Raw genomic sequence first — 14,286 nt, 5'->3', positions numbered from 1 at the left:
GGTCATTGGATACCCGACAACGGTGTGGCAGGGATGTGGTGGGAAACGGCCGTGTCGGGGCCAGTAATTCGCTTAGACAATAAATTTATTTCATTATGGAAATTGTTACTATGATTTTTCACCTAACATCACCTGCCAAGTTGTTGCCCTTAAGACAAAAACTCCATTTTCGATTAATTGACTTGGGTTTTGAAACATTTCTAATTTCGGCTCTGTTTCAACATCCGTAACTTTATAAAGCCAATAAGAGTCACCTAGTTCTCTAGCCTTTTCCCGCTCATTTCGCGTAAGTTCAAAAGTTTTTCGATTACCTCGACTTGTCTTTACCTCGATATATTTTTCTCTACCTTCGGTATCAAAAGATAATATATCGTAGCCAGCAGCAACATTTTCTTTCGAGATTTGTTTTACCTTTTTTGCTAGTGCAGGCTTGCTGTTGAACAAAAGATTTTTGCGCTCAGTCTCAAGTACAAACTCCTCTCCAAGCTCACCAATCTCTAGATTTTTCTCTTGTACAACTGCAAATTCTCTTGGTGAGATTACATACTCAGTTTCGGAATTGCCTTCTTCTATTTCCTGTTGAAGAGTACTCCTAAGAAACTCCTCACCCTGTTCGGATAAAGTCCAAACACCATCTTTGGAACCATCAATATAGTTTAATTTTCTCAGGTCATTCCTAGCCCACCTGACCATATTATTCCATTTAAGATCGTGAGAACCCTCTTTTACTAGTATTGCTCTTTCTATGTCTCCCAAATCGAAATAATCAGCTAATGCTTTATAAACCGTACGGCCCTGTTTATCCTGAGCCGAGGGTCTAACGCTTCCGCCTCGTTTCTTTATCTCAATGAGAAGAGGAATCTGGATTTCACTATATTTTGGAAAAGCCATTGGTAATTTCCTGAAAATTTAATACCAAATGTATCGCGTTTCTGTTGCCAAAAGCAGTTTACCATCAGCAAAGTTGGGTCGCTGCATGGCGACGGGCCAATAATTTTGGTCGCGGATAACGATGCGTTGGTTGTCGTTCCAGCGCACCATTGTTGGCACGGTCTCAAGCGTTTTGCCAGCAACCTCCATCGGTTTGGTGTCGGTAATCAAGAAATCCACGTCTACCGAGACCTGCTGCATGGCCAATGTGTCTTCGCCGCCAATTTTGCCGTTGAGGGTTACGGCCGTATTCCCCGCCACCTTCTTCGCTTGCAGAACCAACCCCAGCCCAATCGCCGAAGGAAACCAGAAGAGCGTGCCGGGTTCGATGTTAAGGTCTTCGTGGTAGGTACGGCCGTTTACCGCCCGCGTCCCCGTAATATTTGTCTCTGAAAAGAGCAGCGTGCCCTCAATTTGCAGCTTGCCGTGCAAGCCACTGCCCCAAAAACGGTAGGCTAACCGCTCCGGCGCACCGTCTGTCCGCCGCACCAAATGGTATAAATACGAATGCCCGGAGGCTGCTTCCCGCGCATCCAAATCCACACGCAGCACTTCATAACCATCGGCGGCTTCGGTTAACCGCCACTGCTCCATAGCACCCGTAGGCACGCCATCCAGTTCGTACCGCAACAGGCCGGCACCAATTGGTTTCTCGTAATCTTGCTCTTTAACAATAAATCTCATAATTTTTATCTGCGGATTATTCCAGTTCCACGTAGATGCGCTTATTGATCTTGCCCTTGCTTTTGTAATCGGTGATGCGCATACGGCCGACTTCGCTCGTGTTTTTTACATGCGTGCCGCCATCTGCCTGCAAATCAAGCCCTATCAGTTCCACTGTGCGAACTTCTTTAATTCCCTCTGGCAACAGGTTGATCTTGGTGCGAATTAGGTCGGGAATCTGGAATGCTTTCTCGCGCGGCAAAATTTGTACACGGGTATCACGGGCGGCGGCGACTTCGGCGTTTACGGCCGTTTCAATTTCAGCCACCAACTCCTGCCGCATCGTCTCAAACTCAAAATCCATGCGCCCTTTCAGCGGATCCATATTGCCGCCCGTCACCGATGCGCCGTAATCCCGCCAAATGACGCCGCACAAAATGTGCATTGCTGTGTGGGTACGCATCAGTTTGTAGCGGCGATCCCAATCGAGTTGACCAGTAACGGCCGTGCCAACCCCAGGCTTCTCGCCAGCCACAAAATGCACAATTTGGCCGCTCACCCGCTTTACTTTCGTCACATCCCAACGCTGCTCGTCAGCAGTCAACGTGCCAAAATCGCACGGTTGGCCGCCACCGCCGGGGTAAAAAGCGGTTTTATCCAGCACCAGGCCGTCGTCGGTAACGGCCGTAACTATCGCCTCAAAAGTTTGCACATACGCATCCGTCAAATAGAGCAACTCTGCCATTGTGTCCTCCAGACATAAAAAAAACGCCTTCATCCCACTTTTGGGACGAAGGCGCATTGTCTCCGCGGTACCACCCAAGTTCCTAACGTATGATTATACGCCAGACACTCAACCAACCACCTAAGAATGGCTGCAATCCCGCTAACGTGGGACGAATCCGTCTGAGCCTACTTGTGCCAGCACTCGGCCGTTCAGTCAGAAGCTCCGGAGGGATTTTCACTTGCTCATCTGTACCTGACTTCCACCACCTCAGGTTCGCTAAACCAGCTTACCAAGCTACTCGTCTCCATCAACGCTTGTTTCTGTTTTTAAGTGAGTAAGATTATGCCAAAACGGCCGTTTACTGTCAAAAAATCGTCCAACAAAGCTGAACCCCTTACTCAAATCATATGGATCATGAAAACAGATTCCAGTACACTGCCCAAGCAGCACCTTGTCCAAAGACAGGCAACGGCAATGCGGTAGGTCAAATGTAACATTGCCAGCAAGAATAATATGTAGACAACCTATCTTGCTTGTGATACTCTTTAGATAGTCACACTTAACTGAGGAAAATTGTAATGGCAGACGAAACCAAAAAAGTAGTTTGCATCGAAGACGAACTAGAAATGATTGAACTGGTGAAGCTCATTTTGGGTCGCAACAAGTTTGACGTCACCGGTGCCGTAGGTGGACACGAAGGCTTGTCCAAAATAAGTGAAATACAACCAGACCTCGTTTTGCTCGATCTCATGATGCCAGAAATGGATGGCTGGGAAGTGTACCAAAAGATGAAAGCCTCTGAGGAAATGCGTGACATCCCAGTAATTGTGGTGACTGCCAAAGCCCAAAGCATTGACCGCGTTTTGGGTTTGCATATTGCCCGTGTTGATGATTACATCACCAAACCGTTTGGCCCTCAAGAACTTTTAGATAGCGTTGAACGTGTCATCAGCAGCAAAGCGCAAACTCAGCAGGAAATAAGTTCCTAACTCAAACGCCAATATTTAGCTTTCATCAGGCTCACCTGCCATGCAAGTGAGCCTTTTTTATTCTGCAAATTTACGGGACCTATATATCGCTCTCTATCAATTTTTGATATACTCCATCCGATTCCGTCAGGAAAATCTATTATTCGCTTAACAAAGGGGCAATCTTGCAGATACGATTTTGGGGTGTCCGGGGCACAATCCCCACCCCAGGACCAGAAACAATTCGAGTCGGCGGCAATACCTCGTGTGTCGAGTTAAGAACATCTGACCAACAGCTAATTATTATTGATGCCGGGTCTGGTATTCGACGTTTGGGCAAAGCACTTGTAAAAAACAATCCTGACCGCATCATCGGCAACATTCTCATTAGCCACACCCATTGGGATCACATTCAAGGCTTTCCATTTTTTGCGCCCATATTCGGCCGTAACAACCGCTTTGTACTCGTTGGCAAACGGCGTGTTGACAAACAGCTAGAAGAAACAATGGCAGGACAATTCATCGAACCCTACCTGCCCTTTGCCTATAAATCTTTGCCGGCGGATCTCATCGTAAAAGAAATTCAGGATGGTGAAACCATCATCATTGGAGATAACACACGGGTAACGGCGTCTGATCTTAACCATCCCGGTGGCTGCCTTGGTTTTCGCATTGAAGACAATGGGCATGTATTTGTTTATTGCAGCGATGTCACGCATTATGATGATGGTTTCGATCCAAACCTTTTGCGCCTGGCAGAGGGGGCAGATCTTCTAGTGCACGATTCTCATTTTTCCACTATCGAGGAGCGGAAGAAGTTCAACGAATACGGACATTCGGCCTGGCAAGAGGCTGTACAAGCTGCTATCGAAGCAAGAGTCAAATGCCTGGCACTGTTTCACTACTCGCCTGACCTTTCTGATGATGATTTAGACGATATTCTGGTTCAAGCACGCACTGTCTTCCCCAAAACAATTTTAGCGCGTGAAGGGTTAACAATTTCACTACCTCTAGAGGATCTGCCGGATTGATTCCACTCCGTTTGCCTTGAAAAAACCACTTTGTTACTGGTTTACACACTTCCAGTGAAAAGATTTCAAAAGTCTTGCAGGTAGTTCCGCTATTTGCCAGAGAGATACGAGACTTTTGAAATCTACGCTGTGTAACATGAGTTTGTTGCTAGAAATGCTTAAATATTTCGTGCCCATTCGCAAAAAATGCAGCATTGGTGAATAGACTTAAGGTAGCCGTTGGTCCGAAACCACTAAGTTATTTCCGAACGGCTACTTAGCAATTGATGTATTCAAATTTGGGCTTGAATGTCTTTGCCGGAAAATCAGAATGGTTTACAATAATTAGGCAACCAATAGCAGGTACGCCCTGCAATCACAATTACAGTTTGGTTGATACGCAGGTATTCATTTTGGCGAGACAATTCACAGCCGCTCCCGGCGACAGCATTCACCAATCTGTGCTCATTGTTGATGATGAGCCAATGGCGCGCACCTTGCTGCGGCTAATGCTTGTTCGTGCAGGCTTTCATGTTTCTGAAGCGGAAGATGGGTACGACGCTTTGGACAAAGTACGTAAAAACCAACCCGATGTCGTTTTGCTTGATGTGATGATGCCTGGCATGGACGGTTTTACTGTTTGTGAAAAGATTCGCAGCGAGGCAGCCACAGCCGAATTACCTGTCATTATGTTAAGTGCAAAAACTGATTTGGACAGTATTAACAAAGGCTTACGCGCTGGGGCAACCGTCTATTTAACCAAGCCAATTTCCCCAGAAGAGTTGACTCAGCACGTTCAAGACGCCTTGATTCCATTTGATGAAGATGTGTCTGATCCTGGCTCGGTAGAGGCAACTTGAACTCACTTTCGCGTTGCCGATTTGCCTACTTTGTGATAAAAAACACAAGATTTTTCGGAGGCAGATAATTATGCTGTTAAAGCGATTAGGTATAGGTGTTGTTTCTTTGTTGGTCGGCTTTGGCCTCACGGTTATCGTTGTGCAGCTTATTGGCACAACGCTGGAAGAGTATGGCGTTTATTACACATTCTTTACTGCACTATCGTTGGGATGTGCTGTAGCCATCTGGCTGGACAAATTTTTAAGCACTGAGATGCTGCCAAAGTAGCTATTCGTGTTTTGTTGGATGTCAGTGTTGTTTCGATATTTATAATTGGCAAGGTCTCCAATCTTAGGAGGCCTTTTTTGTTTTCTCACTATTCTGTAAACGGCCGTTTACCATCTACCTCTCTTTGACAACGGCCGTTTACCCACCAACTCAAAAGGATTTCAATATGTCAGCAAAAATCATTGATGGAAAAAAAGTTGCCGCCAGAGTAAGAGACGAAGTGGCTGCGGCCGTGGCCGAAATGAAAGAGAAGCATAATTACACCCCCGGCTTGGCAACCGTGCTGGTTGGCGAAGACCCCGCCTCGGCAACCTACGTGCGGAGCAAACAACGGATGTGTGAGCGGCTGGGCATTCGCTCTGTGGGGCACAAGCTGCCCGCCGATGCTTCTCAGGAAGAAGTAGAATCACTTGTTTCCAAGCTCAATGCCGATCCAGAAATCAACGGCATTTTGGTGCAGCTCCCCCTGCCCAAGCATATTGATGAAGAAGCGGTTCTTAACAGTATTGACCTGGAAAAAGATGTTGACGGCTTTCATCCCGTGAATATCGGTCGTTTGGCCATGAAAGGGCGCGACCCACTGTTTATTCCCTGCACGCCTGCTGGCTGTATGGAGCTCTTGGCAGACGCCGGCGTAGAAACCAGCGGTGCCGAGGCGGTCATTGTGGGGCGGTCTAATATTGTGGGGCTGCCAATGGCTATGCTGCTGCAAAAAGCAAATGCCACCGTCACCATTTGCCACAGCCGCACCAAAGATTTGAATGAACACCTCAAGCGGGCGGATATTGTGGTGGCCGCCATTGGCTGGGCAGAGATGATCAAGGGGGATATGCTGAAGCCGGGCGTGGCTGTCATTGACGTAGGCATCAATCGCGTAGATGACGATACGCGGGAACGTGGCTACCGACTGGTAGGCGACGTGGAATACGACAGCGCGGCCGAGGTGGCTGGCGCGATTACCCCTGTCCCCGGCGGCGTCGGCCCGATGACCATTGCTATGTTAATGAGAAATACATTCCGTGCAGCGGAAATTGCAGTAGCAAAACAGTAATTAGTAGGTCGGTAATTAGTAGGTCAGTCGCAAGACACTGACCTACTGATTTACTGAAAACTGATCACTGGCTCCCTCTAAGTCCTCTGGCGAGTTGATGTTGGCGAAGGAACGGCCGTTCGCATCAAACTGCTCAATCTCTCCCCGCTCTACAAATCGCACGATCACCTGACCAAAAAATCCGGTAATTTTTAGACGCTTTTCTTTGAGCTTGGCCTCGATGGCAGGCAAACACGCTTTGCTGTAGATGGCATGGAGCGGCTCTGGGAACTTCTCCCAGCGCGGCACGATAACATCGGCCGTTTCCCGCAGGGTGATCATGTATTCTAGCAGTGAGCGATTGAGCCAAGGCATGTCGCAGGCAACGACGACGGTGTGGGGGTACGTGGCGGCGTGGACGGCCGTATAAATTCCCCCCAGCGGCCCATGATCTGGATAAATATCAGACACCATCGGCAAATTGAAATGGGCGTACGCACCCGGCTTGTTAGTGATGAGCAGGGTTTCATCGCCTAAACCAGCTACGGTTTCCAGCGCAATTTCGATCATGGGACGGCCGTTAAACAGCACAAACGATTTATCCTTTCCCATACGGCTACTTTTACCCCCTGCCATGATGGCCACCGTTAATTTGTTTGCCATGATTTACCTTTTGTTTTTTGAAGAAGAGACGAGGGAGAGGCAGGTGGTTTGGAGTTTCGTTGCTTTGCACAGGTTTTTCCCACCTGCCTCTCCCCTACAGATTACCGATTACGATGCTTCATCCAACATGAATCGGTAAAAGACTTGGTTGCTCAGAAACCACCCTTTTTGCGTTAGGCGGAGACGGCCGTCTTGCACCCCAACCAGCTCCCACGCCAGCATCTGATCGAGCGTACCGTCATAAATTTCGGCCACCGACTGCCCAAATTTGGCTTCAAAGGCGGCCAAATCCAGCCCTTCGTTGAGTAAGCGCAGTTGGGTCATTATCGTGTCGGAAATTGCTTCATTGCGGCTAACGGCGTGGCTCTCGGCAACGGCCGTAGACAACGGATAGCCCGGCACAGTAGATTCCTGTAAGCGACGCAGGTAAACGCGCGGCTGTTTCACAATATGGTAGCGCACCCCGGCGGCGTGGCCGTGCGCGCCTGCACCCAGCCCTAAATAGTCGCCATTGCGCCAGTACGTCAGGTTATGCTCACACGCCTTGCCCGGTTTGGCCCAGTTAGAAATTTCGTAATGGTCGTAACCATGTTCCGCCAGCAAAGCGCAGGCCAACTCGTATTGGTCAGCAGCGAGGTCGGGGTCTGGAGGCTGGATACGGCCGTTCAGCAACCATCGCTGCATTGGCGTCCCCGGCTCAATTGTCAGGCAATAGAGACTAAGATGAGCGGGATCTAAATCCAGCACGGCTCGCAAACTTTGTTCCCAGCTTGGCAGCGTTTGCCCCGGCATACCATAGATCAGATCCAAATTAAAATTGTCTAATCCAGCCTGCCGCGCCATCTGCACAGCCTCAACTACCGTCGCAAAATCATGTTCCCGCTCCAGCAGTGCCAACTCAGACGGAATCACACTCTGTACGCCAAAACTGATCCGATTGATTCCTGCTTGGTGAACGGCCGTTAGATAATCCAAATCCACCGTTCCCGGATTTGCCTCCATCGTCACTTCAGCGTCAGCCGCTAGCGCAAAGTATGCCCGCACCCCATCCAAAATGCGCCCCAGCGAGGCAGGCGACATCAACGACGGCGTACCGCCACCAAAAAAGATGGTGTGCGCTGGCCATCGTGCCTCCCCCGCTACCTGCGCCAGTTCCGTCACCAACCCTTCAGCATACGCCTCGCGCAAGTCCAGTAGACTGGTGTACGTGTTGAAATCGCAATACGCACAGCGATGTTTGCAAAAGGGAATATGCAGGTAGAGGCTGATACTGGTTGCAGTCATATTGTTCGTTTTCTCTCAATTTTTGGGAGATTAGGGGCTGGAGATTAGAGATTGGTAATCTCCACTCTCCAGTCTCCAATCTCCCCTCCCCCCGCTTGTCTAAGCACTCAGCATACCGTATCATATCCACAAAGACAACTGGAGAAACAGGCTGTAATCTTCATCCCTTGCGGAAGGAAATATTATGAAAACACAGCGTCCCAAATTAAACGCCGAACGAATGGCTCGCCTGGTTGAGATCAGCCGCGTACTTAATGCCACCACCAATTTAAGTCATCTTCTCTCGCGTATCATCTCCGAAGCCGCCGAACTCACACAGGCTGAAGCCGCCTCCATTTTGTTGCTGGACCCCAAAACACAGCAGCTTCACTTTAAGGCATCGTCCAATGAAGTACCGCCAGAGATGGCAGACATGGCGGTGTCGCTAGATGACTCCATCGCCGGGGCCATTCTCACCCAGAATAAGCCCATGTACATTAAAGATGTGTCGAAAGATCCACGCTGGAACCAAAATGTGGATGACGCGATTGCCTTCCGCACGCGCTCCATTTTGGGCGTGCCCATGCACAATGTAGGGCAGGAACCGATGGGCGTGCTGGAAGCGCTTAATAAACGAGGCGGGGGCGATTTTTCTGTGCAGGATTTTGAAACGCTCTCAATTTTGGCCGATATTGCGGGGGTGGCAGTGGAGCAAGCCCGCCTGTTCACCGAGCTACAGCAGGCCAATGCCGAACTCAACGAGCTGGATCAGCTAAAAACGGACTTCATCGCCATCGCCTCGCATGAGCTTCGCACCCCGCTGTCTGTCATTTTGGGCTACGTTTCCTTTTTACGAGACGAGGCCGGGCCAGAAATGACGGCGCAGTTCGACAATGTGTTGCAAGCGGCCGTTCACTTACGCACCCTCATCCAAGATATGCTCAATTTGCGCTATGTGGATGCTGGCACAACCTCACTCACGCGCACGCGGGCAGACCTGATAACATTGGTTCGCAATATGAACCTGGAACGAGACGAAACGGCCGTTGCTAAAGAGCAGACCGTTCATGTTAACCTGCCAAATGACAAGCTGCTTGTGGTGGTAGACGAAGACGTGATGGAAGTGATCATTGGCAACCTGCTCAACAACGCCGTCAAATTTACGCCAAGGAGTGGGCGCATTGAAATCAAGGTAGAACGCCAGGGGCGCGAAGCGTGGTTCCGCATCAAAGACAGCGGCATTGGCGTGCCAGAAGACCAGTTAGAGCGCATCTTCAAGCGATTTTACCAGGTGGAATCCCCCCTGCGCCGCCAGCACGAGGGGATGGGGCTAGGGCTTTCTATTGCCAAAGAGCTAGTGGAACTGCACGACGGCCGTATCTGGGCCGAAAGCAGCAACAAGGAAGGCAGCGAATTTATCATCGCTCTGCGTTTGGAACTCCCCCCAACCGGACTGCTATGACCGCCAATCCCGATTTCTACGACACGCTACCAAAAAAGCGAATGGGCGCAGGCTGCTTATTCTTTAACGAAAAGCAAGAAGTTCTTCTGGTAAAACCAACATACAAACCTGGCTGGGAAATTCCTGGCGGCGTGGTAGAAGAAAACGAATCGCCAAAACAATGTTGCCAACGTGAGGTGTTCGAGGAGCTTGGGCTAAACCGGGTACCTGGAGCACTGTTGGTCATTGACTACAGCAGCCGGGTCGGCCCCAAAACGGAATCCTTAATGTTTGTTTTTGATGGGGGTGTGCTTCACGATACGGAAATCAATGAAATTAAGCTGCCAGCCGCAGAATTAAGCGAATTCGCCTTTTTCAGCTGCGATGATTTGCCGAAAGCCATGACAAGTTCATTAAAAACACGTGTCTTGGCAGCCTGGCAGCAGTATGATCATGGTCAGGTCGCTTATTTAGAAAATCAAAAAATTTCATGAACCTTTAAGCAGCATGACGACTTAATCTATCCAAAAATAAACGCTAAGAGCTGATGAGCTTGGAACAGATTCTTTCCCCGTTCTGAACTCTTTGCAATGAAAAAAATAAATGTTGAAGATTTCTTTTAGGCCAAGCGACTTTAATACTGTTAGCGATGCTCTAAAGCAGCATCTTATTTCTTTGCCTTCGGCTGTTGATTCTTTTTTTGAAGGTCATATTCTGGAATCAGCACATTACCAAATTTTTCTGTCAGGGGAATATGCTGGGTTTACATCAATTCATAAAGGTAGCCTCGTTACCCAATACTCACTGCTGCCAACATTTCGGCATTATGGGCAAGACATTTTCGCCAAAATCAAGAAGCTAGAAGAGGTGCAAGCTGCGTTTGTGCCCACTTGTGATGAATTCTTTCTATCGCATGCGTTAGATGAATACCAACAGTTGAACAGGCATGCCTATTTCTTTGCCACACCATCTGCAAACGAGCACAAGCCCACCGACTACAAACTAACTTTAGCAAAAGAGCAAGACGTCGCGCTAATCAAAGACGGTTCAGGCGATTTTTTTGGCGACATTCCCAAGCATATTCAAAGTCAGGAGCTATTTTTGGTACAGTTAAATGGAGCATGTGTTGGTTTTGGCTTTTTAGAAAAAAGCAATTTGCTAGACAAAACAGCCAGCCTTGGCATGTTTGTCATTGAACGATTCCGCAAAAAAGGTGCTGGAACGGCTATCGTCACTCTGCTCATTAATGCGTGCCACCAGCAAGGTTTGCAACCAATAGCAGGCTGTTGGTATTACAATCACTTGTCCAAGAAAACTTTGGAACGTGCCGGCATGTATTCACAAACACGGCTATTGCGCGTAACTTTTTAGCTATCGTTGTTGTGAACTGTTGAGTACTTTTATGAATAAACGATATTCTTACTACTTATCGATTTTGGCATTTCTTTCTCTTTTCACTATGTGTTTTTGGCAGGTCAATGTTGCATTGGCTCAAAATAGTGAAGTCGCGGTGCTGGAATTTGATGGGCCCGTTTTTGGGGTAATGCACACTTATTTTGAGCGGGGGCTAGAAGACGCGGTTGAATCTGGGGCAGATTTCGTGCTGATCATCATGGACACGCCCGGTGGCGATGTAATCATTACAAGTGAGATTGTGCAGCTTTTCCGCGCTTCGGAGATTCCGATCATCATGTACATCGGGCCGCGTGGGGCACAGGCAGCCTCGGCAGGGGCAGTACTTACGGCCGCTGCTCACGCCGCAGGCATGGCTCCCGAAACGGTTATCGGTGCGGCTTCTCCCATCAACTCAGATGGCTCTGACATTGGCGATACCGCGTTCCGCAAAGTGGTGGAGGATATGAAGGCGATGATGCGCGGTTTGACGGAGCGGCGTGGCTCAGAGGCGGTTGCCCTAGCCGAAGCAATGATTGAGGATGCCCGCGCAGTGAGTGCCAACGAGGCGCTAGAAGCTGGTTTTATTGACGCCATCGCCGACTCGCCGGAAGCGTTGCTGGCTGAATTAGACGGCCGTACCGTCATCGTCAATGGTGAAGAGATGGTGTTGAACACGGCCGTTTCCACCCAAACCTCCATCCCCCTCACCTTCATCGAAAATCTGCTGCTAGCCCTCACCAACCCAGTGCTGGTCTCCATTTTGATGGCTATTGGCGTTCAGGCTATCATCATCGAAATTTCTAACCCCGGCGGCTGGGTGGCGGGCTTTATCGGCGTCCTCTTTTTGGGGATTGGCCTGTTTGGTCTGGGGCAGCTACCCGTCAACTGGCTGGGCATGGGGCTGATTATTCTGGCCTTTGTGCTGCTGGCCTTAGAAGTGGCCACGCCCACCAACGGCGCGCTGGCTGTTACTGGCACCATTACGCTCATCGCAGGGCTGCTGGTGCTGTTCAACTCCGGCACGCCGGAATTTGTGCGCCTCTCCATTCCCGCCGCCATTGCCATTGCCATCGGAACGGCCGCTTTCTTCATTTTCATCCTCACCTTTGCCATCCGTGCCCAACGGCGGCAGCCAATTACCGGGCAGCAAGGCATGGTAGGCCAAATTGGCACTGCGCGAGACACGTTTGATGAAGCCGGCAGCCTCTACCGAGGCACCATCATGCTCAAAGGCGAAATTTGGCAAGCCACTGCCAGCCAACCTATTGAATTTGGGAACGAGGTGCGTGTGAACCAAATGGAGGGGATGAAGTTGCAAGTTGAACCCGTCGCTGATACGGCCGCTCTGGAGCAGCCCGCCTCATGACACAATTTATCCTACGCCAAAACAACAAGGAAAAAACCGTCCAAGCCAACCGACTGGGGTCAGAAATTCGGGTGGAGCTGGATGGAGAAACGGCCGTTTTCCAACTGATGGCTCAAAACGAAGATGGCATCTTACTAGAACGCACCCTGCCCGATGGCTCTCGGCAACAGTGGCGGCTGGTGGGGCATAAGGATGGAACCAAGCGGATGTTGTGGGTAAACGGCCGTACCCACCAGTACGAACGCGTTTTGCCGCGCGGCGGTGGCGCAGCCAGCCACGACGCTTCCCTTGCCGCCACCATCCCCGCCGTCGTGGCCGATATTTTGGTGAGCGAGGGGGAGCAAGTGCAAGAAGGCGACAAGCTTATCCTGCTGGAATCCATGAAAATGATTATCCCCATCCAGGCACCCACCAGCGGCACCGTCACTGCCATCCACTGCACCAAAGGCGAATCCGTCCAGGCAGGCGTCCCCCTTATCGAACTGGATGGATCGTAAGAATTTCTGCTACGGATTACGCGGATTTTAGTTTTTAATCCGGCAAATCCGCGTAATCCGTGGCTAATTTTTTAAGGAACCGACCACATGAACCAAAACCGCCTCGACAAACTCACCCACCAAATCCTGGCACATGGCGTAGATGGCATTGCCCTGGTGCCTGGCCCCAACATGGCCTACCTCAGCGGCATCCACTCCCACGTTAGCGAACGGCCGATTGTGCTCTTCTTCCCCGCCGACGACGAACCCGCCATCGTCATTCCTGGTCTAGAAGCGATGAAAGCGCGCGCTGCGGGCATCCCAGAGGAGCGCATCTTTGGCTGGAGCGACGACGAAGGGTACACGGCAGCCTTCCAGCAAGCGTGTGCCCATCTGGAGCTGTCTGACTATTTGCTGGGCGTAGAGGCACTGCATATGCGCGTGCTGGAGCTGGAGCTGCTCAAGCGATACGCACCTGGCCTTACCACCACCCACGCCGAACCCATCCTGATGGCTCTACGCGCCGTGAAGGATGCCAAAGAAATCGCGGCGATAGAGCGGGCCATCGGCGTGGCAGAACGAGCCATGGAGCGACTCATTCCGCAAATTGAGATTGGCATGACGGAGAAGCAAATTGCCGCCATGCTCACCCAGCTTCAGCTAAACGAAGGTGCCGACGGCATTTTCTTTGGCCCCATCGTTTCTGGCGGCCCCAACGGGGCTTCACCCCACGCCACGCCCACGGAACGGCCGTTGCAAGAAGGCGATCTTCTGGTCATAGATTGGGGCTGTTTGGTGGATGATTATCCATCGGACATTACCCGCACCTTTGCTGTAGGTGCCATTGATGCGGAACTGCGCCACGTTTACGAAACGGTAAAGCTGGCGAACCAGCAGGGGGTGCTGGCCTCGCGCCCTGGCGCAACGGGGCAAGACGTAGACCGCGCCGCCCGCGAAGTGATTGACGATGCTGGCTACGGCGACTACTTCATCCACCGCACCGGGCATGGCCTGGGCGTGGAAGGGCATGAGCCACCCTACATGATGGAAGCCAATACCGAGCCGCTGGTGGCGGGCAATGTGTTTACCGTGGAGCCGGGCATCTATCTGCCAGGTCGCGCTGGCGTTCGCATTGAAGACAACATCGTCATTACCCCAGACGGCCACCGCAGCCTCACGACGATGACGCGAGAGTTGATTACGGTTGGATAATTTACCCTCACCCC

At 50.5% G+C, this 14,286-nt stretch carries 16 protein-coding genes and 1 other annotated feature; of the genes, 11 read left to right on the top strand and 5 right to left on the bottom strand.

Annotated elements, in window-relative coordinates; genetic code table 11:
• Window positions 1-108: 108 nt before the first annotated feature.
• Genes ACOQPM_RS22910 through ACOQPM_RS22900 form a run of 3 tightly spaced genes read right to left on the bottom strand, consistent with a single transcriptional unit; the run spans window position 109 to window position 2,338 of the window.
• Window positions 109-891 carry a protein NO VEIN domain-containing protein gene (locus tag ACOQPM_RS22910; protein ID WP_420630714.1) on the bottom strand — a complete coding sequence of 261 codons (783 nt, stop codon included), beginning with the start codon at window positions 889-891 and terminating at the stop codon, window positions 109-111.
• Window positions 892-909: 18 nt separating this feature from the next.
• The gene (locus tag ACOQPM_RS22905; protein WP_420630713.1) at window positions 910-1,614 is read right to left on the bottom strand and encodes a hypothetical protein; all 705 of its coding nucleotides are present in this window, start codon (window positions 1,612-1,614) and stop codon (window positions 910-912) included.
• Between the two features lie 16 nt (window positions 1,615-1,630).
• Window positions 1,631-2,338, bottom strand: coding sequence for an alanyl-tRNA editing protein (locus ACOQPM_RS22900; protein WP_420630712.1), 708 nt, complete (start codon window positions 2,336-2,338; stop codon window positions 1,631-1,633).
• Window positions 2,339-2,376: 38 nt separating this feature from the next.
• Window positions 2,377-2,640, bottom strand: a binding site (T-box leader).
• Window positions 2,641-2,898: 258 nt separating this feature from the next.
• Here ACOQPM_RS22900 and ACOQPM_RS22895 point away from each other — a divergent pair.
• The 5 genes from ACOQPM_RS22895 (at window position 2,899) to folD (ending at window position 6,477) form a co-directional block, all read left to right on the top strand.
• On the top strand, window positions 2,899-3,309 hold the full coding sequence (locus ACOQPM_RS22895) for a response regulator transcription factor (RefSeq protein WP_420630711.1): 411 nt from the start codon (window positions 2,899-2,901) through the stop codon (window positions 3,307-3,309).
• Between the two features lie 164 nt (window positions 3,310-3,473).
• Window positions 3,474-4,319: an MBL fold metallo-hydrolase gene (locus ACOQPM_RS22890; protein WP_420630710.1), complete on the top strand. Its 846-nt coding sequence runs from the start codon at window positions 3,474-3,476 to the stop codon at window positions 4,317-4,319.
• 392 nt (window positions 4,320-4,711) lie between these two features.
• Window positions 4,712-5,158 (top strand): response regulator, encoded by a 447-nt coding sequence (locus ACOQPM_RS22885; protein ID WP_420630709.1) that lies wholly within the window; start codon window positions 4,712-4,714, stop codon window positions 5,156-5,158.
• 70 nt (window positions 5,159-5,228) lie between these two features.
• The gene (locus tag ACOQPM_RS22880; protein ID WP_420630708.1) at window positions 5,229-5,426 is read left to right on the top strand and encodes a hypothetical protein; all 198 of its coding nucleotides are present in this window, start codon (window positions 5,229-5,231) and stop codon (window positions 5,424-5,426) included.
• A 166-nt stretch (window positions 5,427-5,592) separates the two neighbouring features.
• The gene (gene folD / locus ACOQPM_RS22875) at window positions 5,593-6,477 is read left to right on the top strand and encodes a bifunctional methylenetetrahydrofolate dehydrogenase/methenyltetrahydrofolate cyclohydrolase FolD (protein WP_420630707.1); all 885 of its coding nucleotides are present in this window, start codon (window positions 5,593-5,595) and stop codon (window positions 6,475-6,477) included.
• Window positions 6,478-6,519: 42 nt separating this feature from the next.
• Here the strand turns inward: folD and mobA are convergent, their stop codons facing one another.
• Both mobA and hemW read right to left on the bottom strand, forming a co-directional pair.
• A complete protein-coding gene (gene mobA / locus ACOQPM_RS22870) occupies window positions 6,520-7,119 on the bottom strand; it encodes a molybdenum cofactor guanylyltransferase (protein ID WP_420630706.1) in 600 nt (199 codons plus the stop codon).
• 108 nt (window positions 7,120-7,227) lie between these two features.
• On the bottom strand, window positions 7,228-8,403 hold the full coding sequence (gene hemW / locus ACOQPM_RS22865; RefSeq protein WP_420630705.1) for a radical SAM family heme chaperone HemW: 1,176 nt from the start codon (window positions 8,401-8,403) through the stop codon (window positions 7,228-7,230).
• A gap of 184 nt (window positions 8,404-8,587) precedes the next feature.
• Between hemW and ACOQPM_RS22860 the strand changes: the two genes are divergently transcribed.
• From ACOQPM_RS22860 to ACOQPM_RS22835, 6 genes are all read left to right on the top strand, one after another.
• The gene (locus ACOQPM_RS22860; protein WP_420630704.1) at window positions 8,588-9,844 is read left to right on the top strand and encodes an ATP-binding protein; all 1,257 of its coding nucleotides are present in this window, start codon (window positions 8,588-8,590) and stop codon (window positions 9,842-9,844) included.
• The gene (locus ACOQPM_RS22855) at window positions 9,841-10,317 is read left to right on the top strand and encodes an NUDIX domain-containing protein (RefSeq protein WP_420630703.1); all 477 of its coding nucleotides are present in this window, start codon (window positions 9,841-9,843) and stop codon (window positions 10,315-10,317) included. The genes ACOQPM_RS22860 and ACOQPM_RS22855 overlap by 4 nt, the downstream gene beginning before the upstream one ends.
• A gap of 109 nt (window positions 10,318-10,426) precedes the next feature.
• Window positions 10,427-11,194, top strand: a complete 768-nt coding sequence (locus ACOQPM_RS22850; RefSeq protein WP_420630702.1) for a GNAT family N-acetyltransferase — start codon at window positions 10,427-10,429, stop codon at window positions 11,192-11,194.
• 31 nt (window positions 11,195-11,225) lie between these two features.
• Window positions 11,226-12,584 (top strand): NfeD family protein, encoded by a 1,359-nt coding sequence (locus tag ACOQPM_RS22845; RefSeq protein ID WP_420630701.1) that lies wholly within the window; start codon window positions 11,226-11,228, stop codon window positions 12,582-12,584.
• Window positions 12,581-13,081 carry a biotin/lipoyl-containing protein gene (locus ACOQPM_RS22840; protein ID WP_420630700.1) on the top strand — a complete coding sequence of 167 codons (501 nt, stop codon included), beginning with the start codon at window positions 12,581-12,583 and terminating at the stop codon, window positions 13,079-13,081. The genes ACOQPM_RS22845 and ACOQPM_RS22840 overlap by 4 nt, the downstream gene beginning before the upstream one ends.
• Before the next feature lie 87 nt (window positions 13,082-13,168).
• The gene (locus ACOQPM_RS22835; RefSeq protein WP_420630699.1) at window positions 13,169-14,272 is read left to right on the top strand and encodes a M24 family metallopeptidase; all 1,104 of its coding nucleotides are present in this window, start codon (window positions 13,169-13,171) and stop codon (window positions 14,270-14,272) included.
• Window positions 14,273-14,286: the final 14 nt, after the last annotated feature.

The organism is Candidatus Leptofilum sp. (genome assembly GCF_965223525.1).
In the GTDB taxonomy this organism is placed as follows: Bacteria; Chloroflexota; Anaerolineae; order Promineifilales; family Promineifilaceae; genus Leptofilum.
The sequence above is the reverse complement of the archived record's forward strand: the minus strand, read 5'-3'. Positions and strand labels throughout refer to the sequence as shown.

What these genes read in the sequence shown, in the direction of transcription:
- ACOQPM_RS22910 (WP_420630714.1), bottom strand. Translation starts at nt 891, where the DNA reads ATGGCTTTTCCAAAATATAGTGAAATCCAGATTCCTCTTCTCATTGAG.
- ACOQPM_RS22905 (WP_420630713.1), bottom strand. Translation starts at nt 1,614, where the DNA reads ATGAGATTTATTGTTAAAGAGCAAGATTACGAGAAACCAATTGGTGCC.
- ACOQPM_RS22900 (WP_420630712.1), bottom strand. Translation starts at nt 2,338, where the DNA reads ATGGCAGAGTTGCTCTATTTGACGGATGCGTATGTGCAAACTTTTGAG.
- ACOQPM_RS22895 (WP_420630711.1), top strand. Translation starts at nt 2,899, where the DNA reads ATGGCAGACGAAACCAAAAAAGTAGTTTGCATCGAAGACGAACTAGAA.
- ACOQPM_RS22880 (WP_420630708.1), top strand. Translation starts at nt 5,229, where the DNA reads ATGCTGTTAAAGCGATTAGGTATAGGTGTTGTTTCTTTGTTGGTCGGC.
- folD (WP_420630707.1), top strand. Translation starts at nt 5,593, where the DNA reads ATGTCAGCAAAAATCATTGATGGAAAAAAAGTTGCCGCCAGAGTAAGA.
- mobA (WP_420630706.1), bottom strand. Translation starts at nt 7,119, where the DNA reads ATGGCAAACAAATTAACGGTGGCCATCATGGCAGGGGGTAAAAGTAGC.
- hemW (WP_420630705.1), bottom strand. Translation starts at nt 8,403, where the DNA reads ATGACTGCAACCAGTATCAGCCTCTACCTGCATATTCCCTTTTGCAAA.
- ACOQPM_RS22860 (WP_420630704.1), top strand. Translation starts at nt 8,588, where the DNA reads ATGAAAACACAGCGTCCCAAATTAAACGCCGAACGAATGGCTCGCCTG.
- ACOQPM_RS22855 (WP_420630703.1), top strand. Translation starts at nt 9,841, where the DNA reads ATGACCGCCAATCCCGATTTCTACGACACGCTACCAAAAAAGCGAATG.
- ACOQPM_RS22850 (WP_420630702.1), top strand. Translation starts at nt 10,427, where the DNA reads ATGTTGAAGATTTCTTTTAGGCCAAGCGACTTTAATACTGTTAGCGAT.
- ACOQPM_RS22845 (WP_420630701.1), top strand. Translation starts at nt 11,226, where the DNA reads ATGAATAAACGATATTCTTACTACTTATCGATTTTGGCATTTCTTTCT.
- ACOQPM_RS22840 (WP_420630700.1), top strand. Translation starts at nt 12,581, where the DNA reads ATGACACAATTTATCCTACGCCAAAACAACAAGGAAAAAACCGTCCAA.
- ACOQPM_RS22835 (WP_420630699.1), top strand. Translation starts at nt 13,169, where the DNA reads ATGAACCAAAACCGCCTCGACAAACTCACCCACCAAATCCTGGCACAT.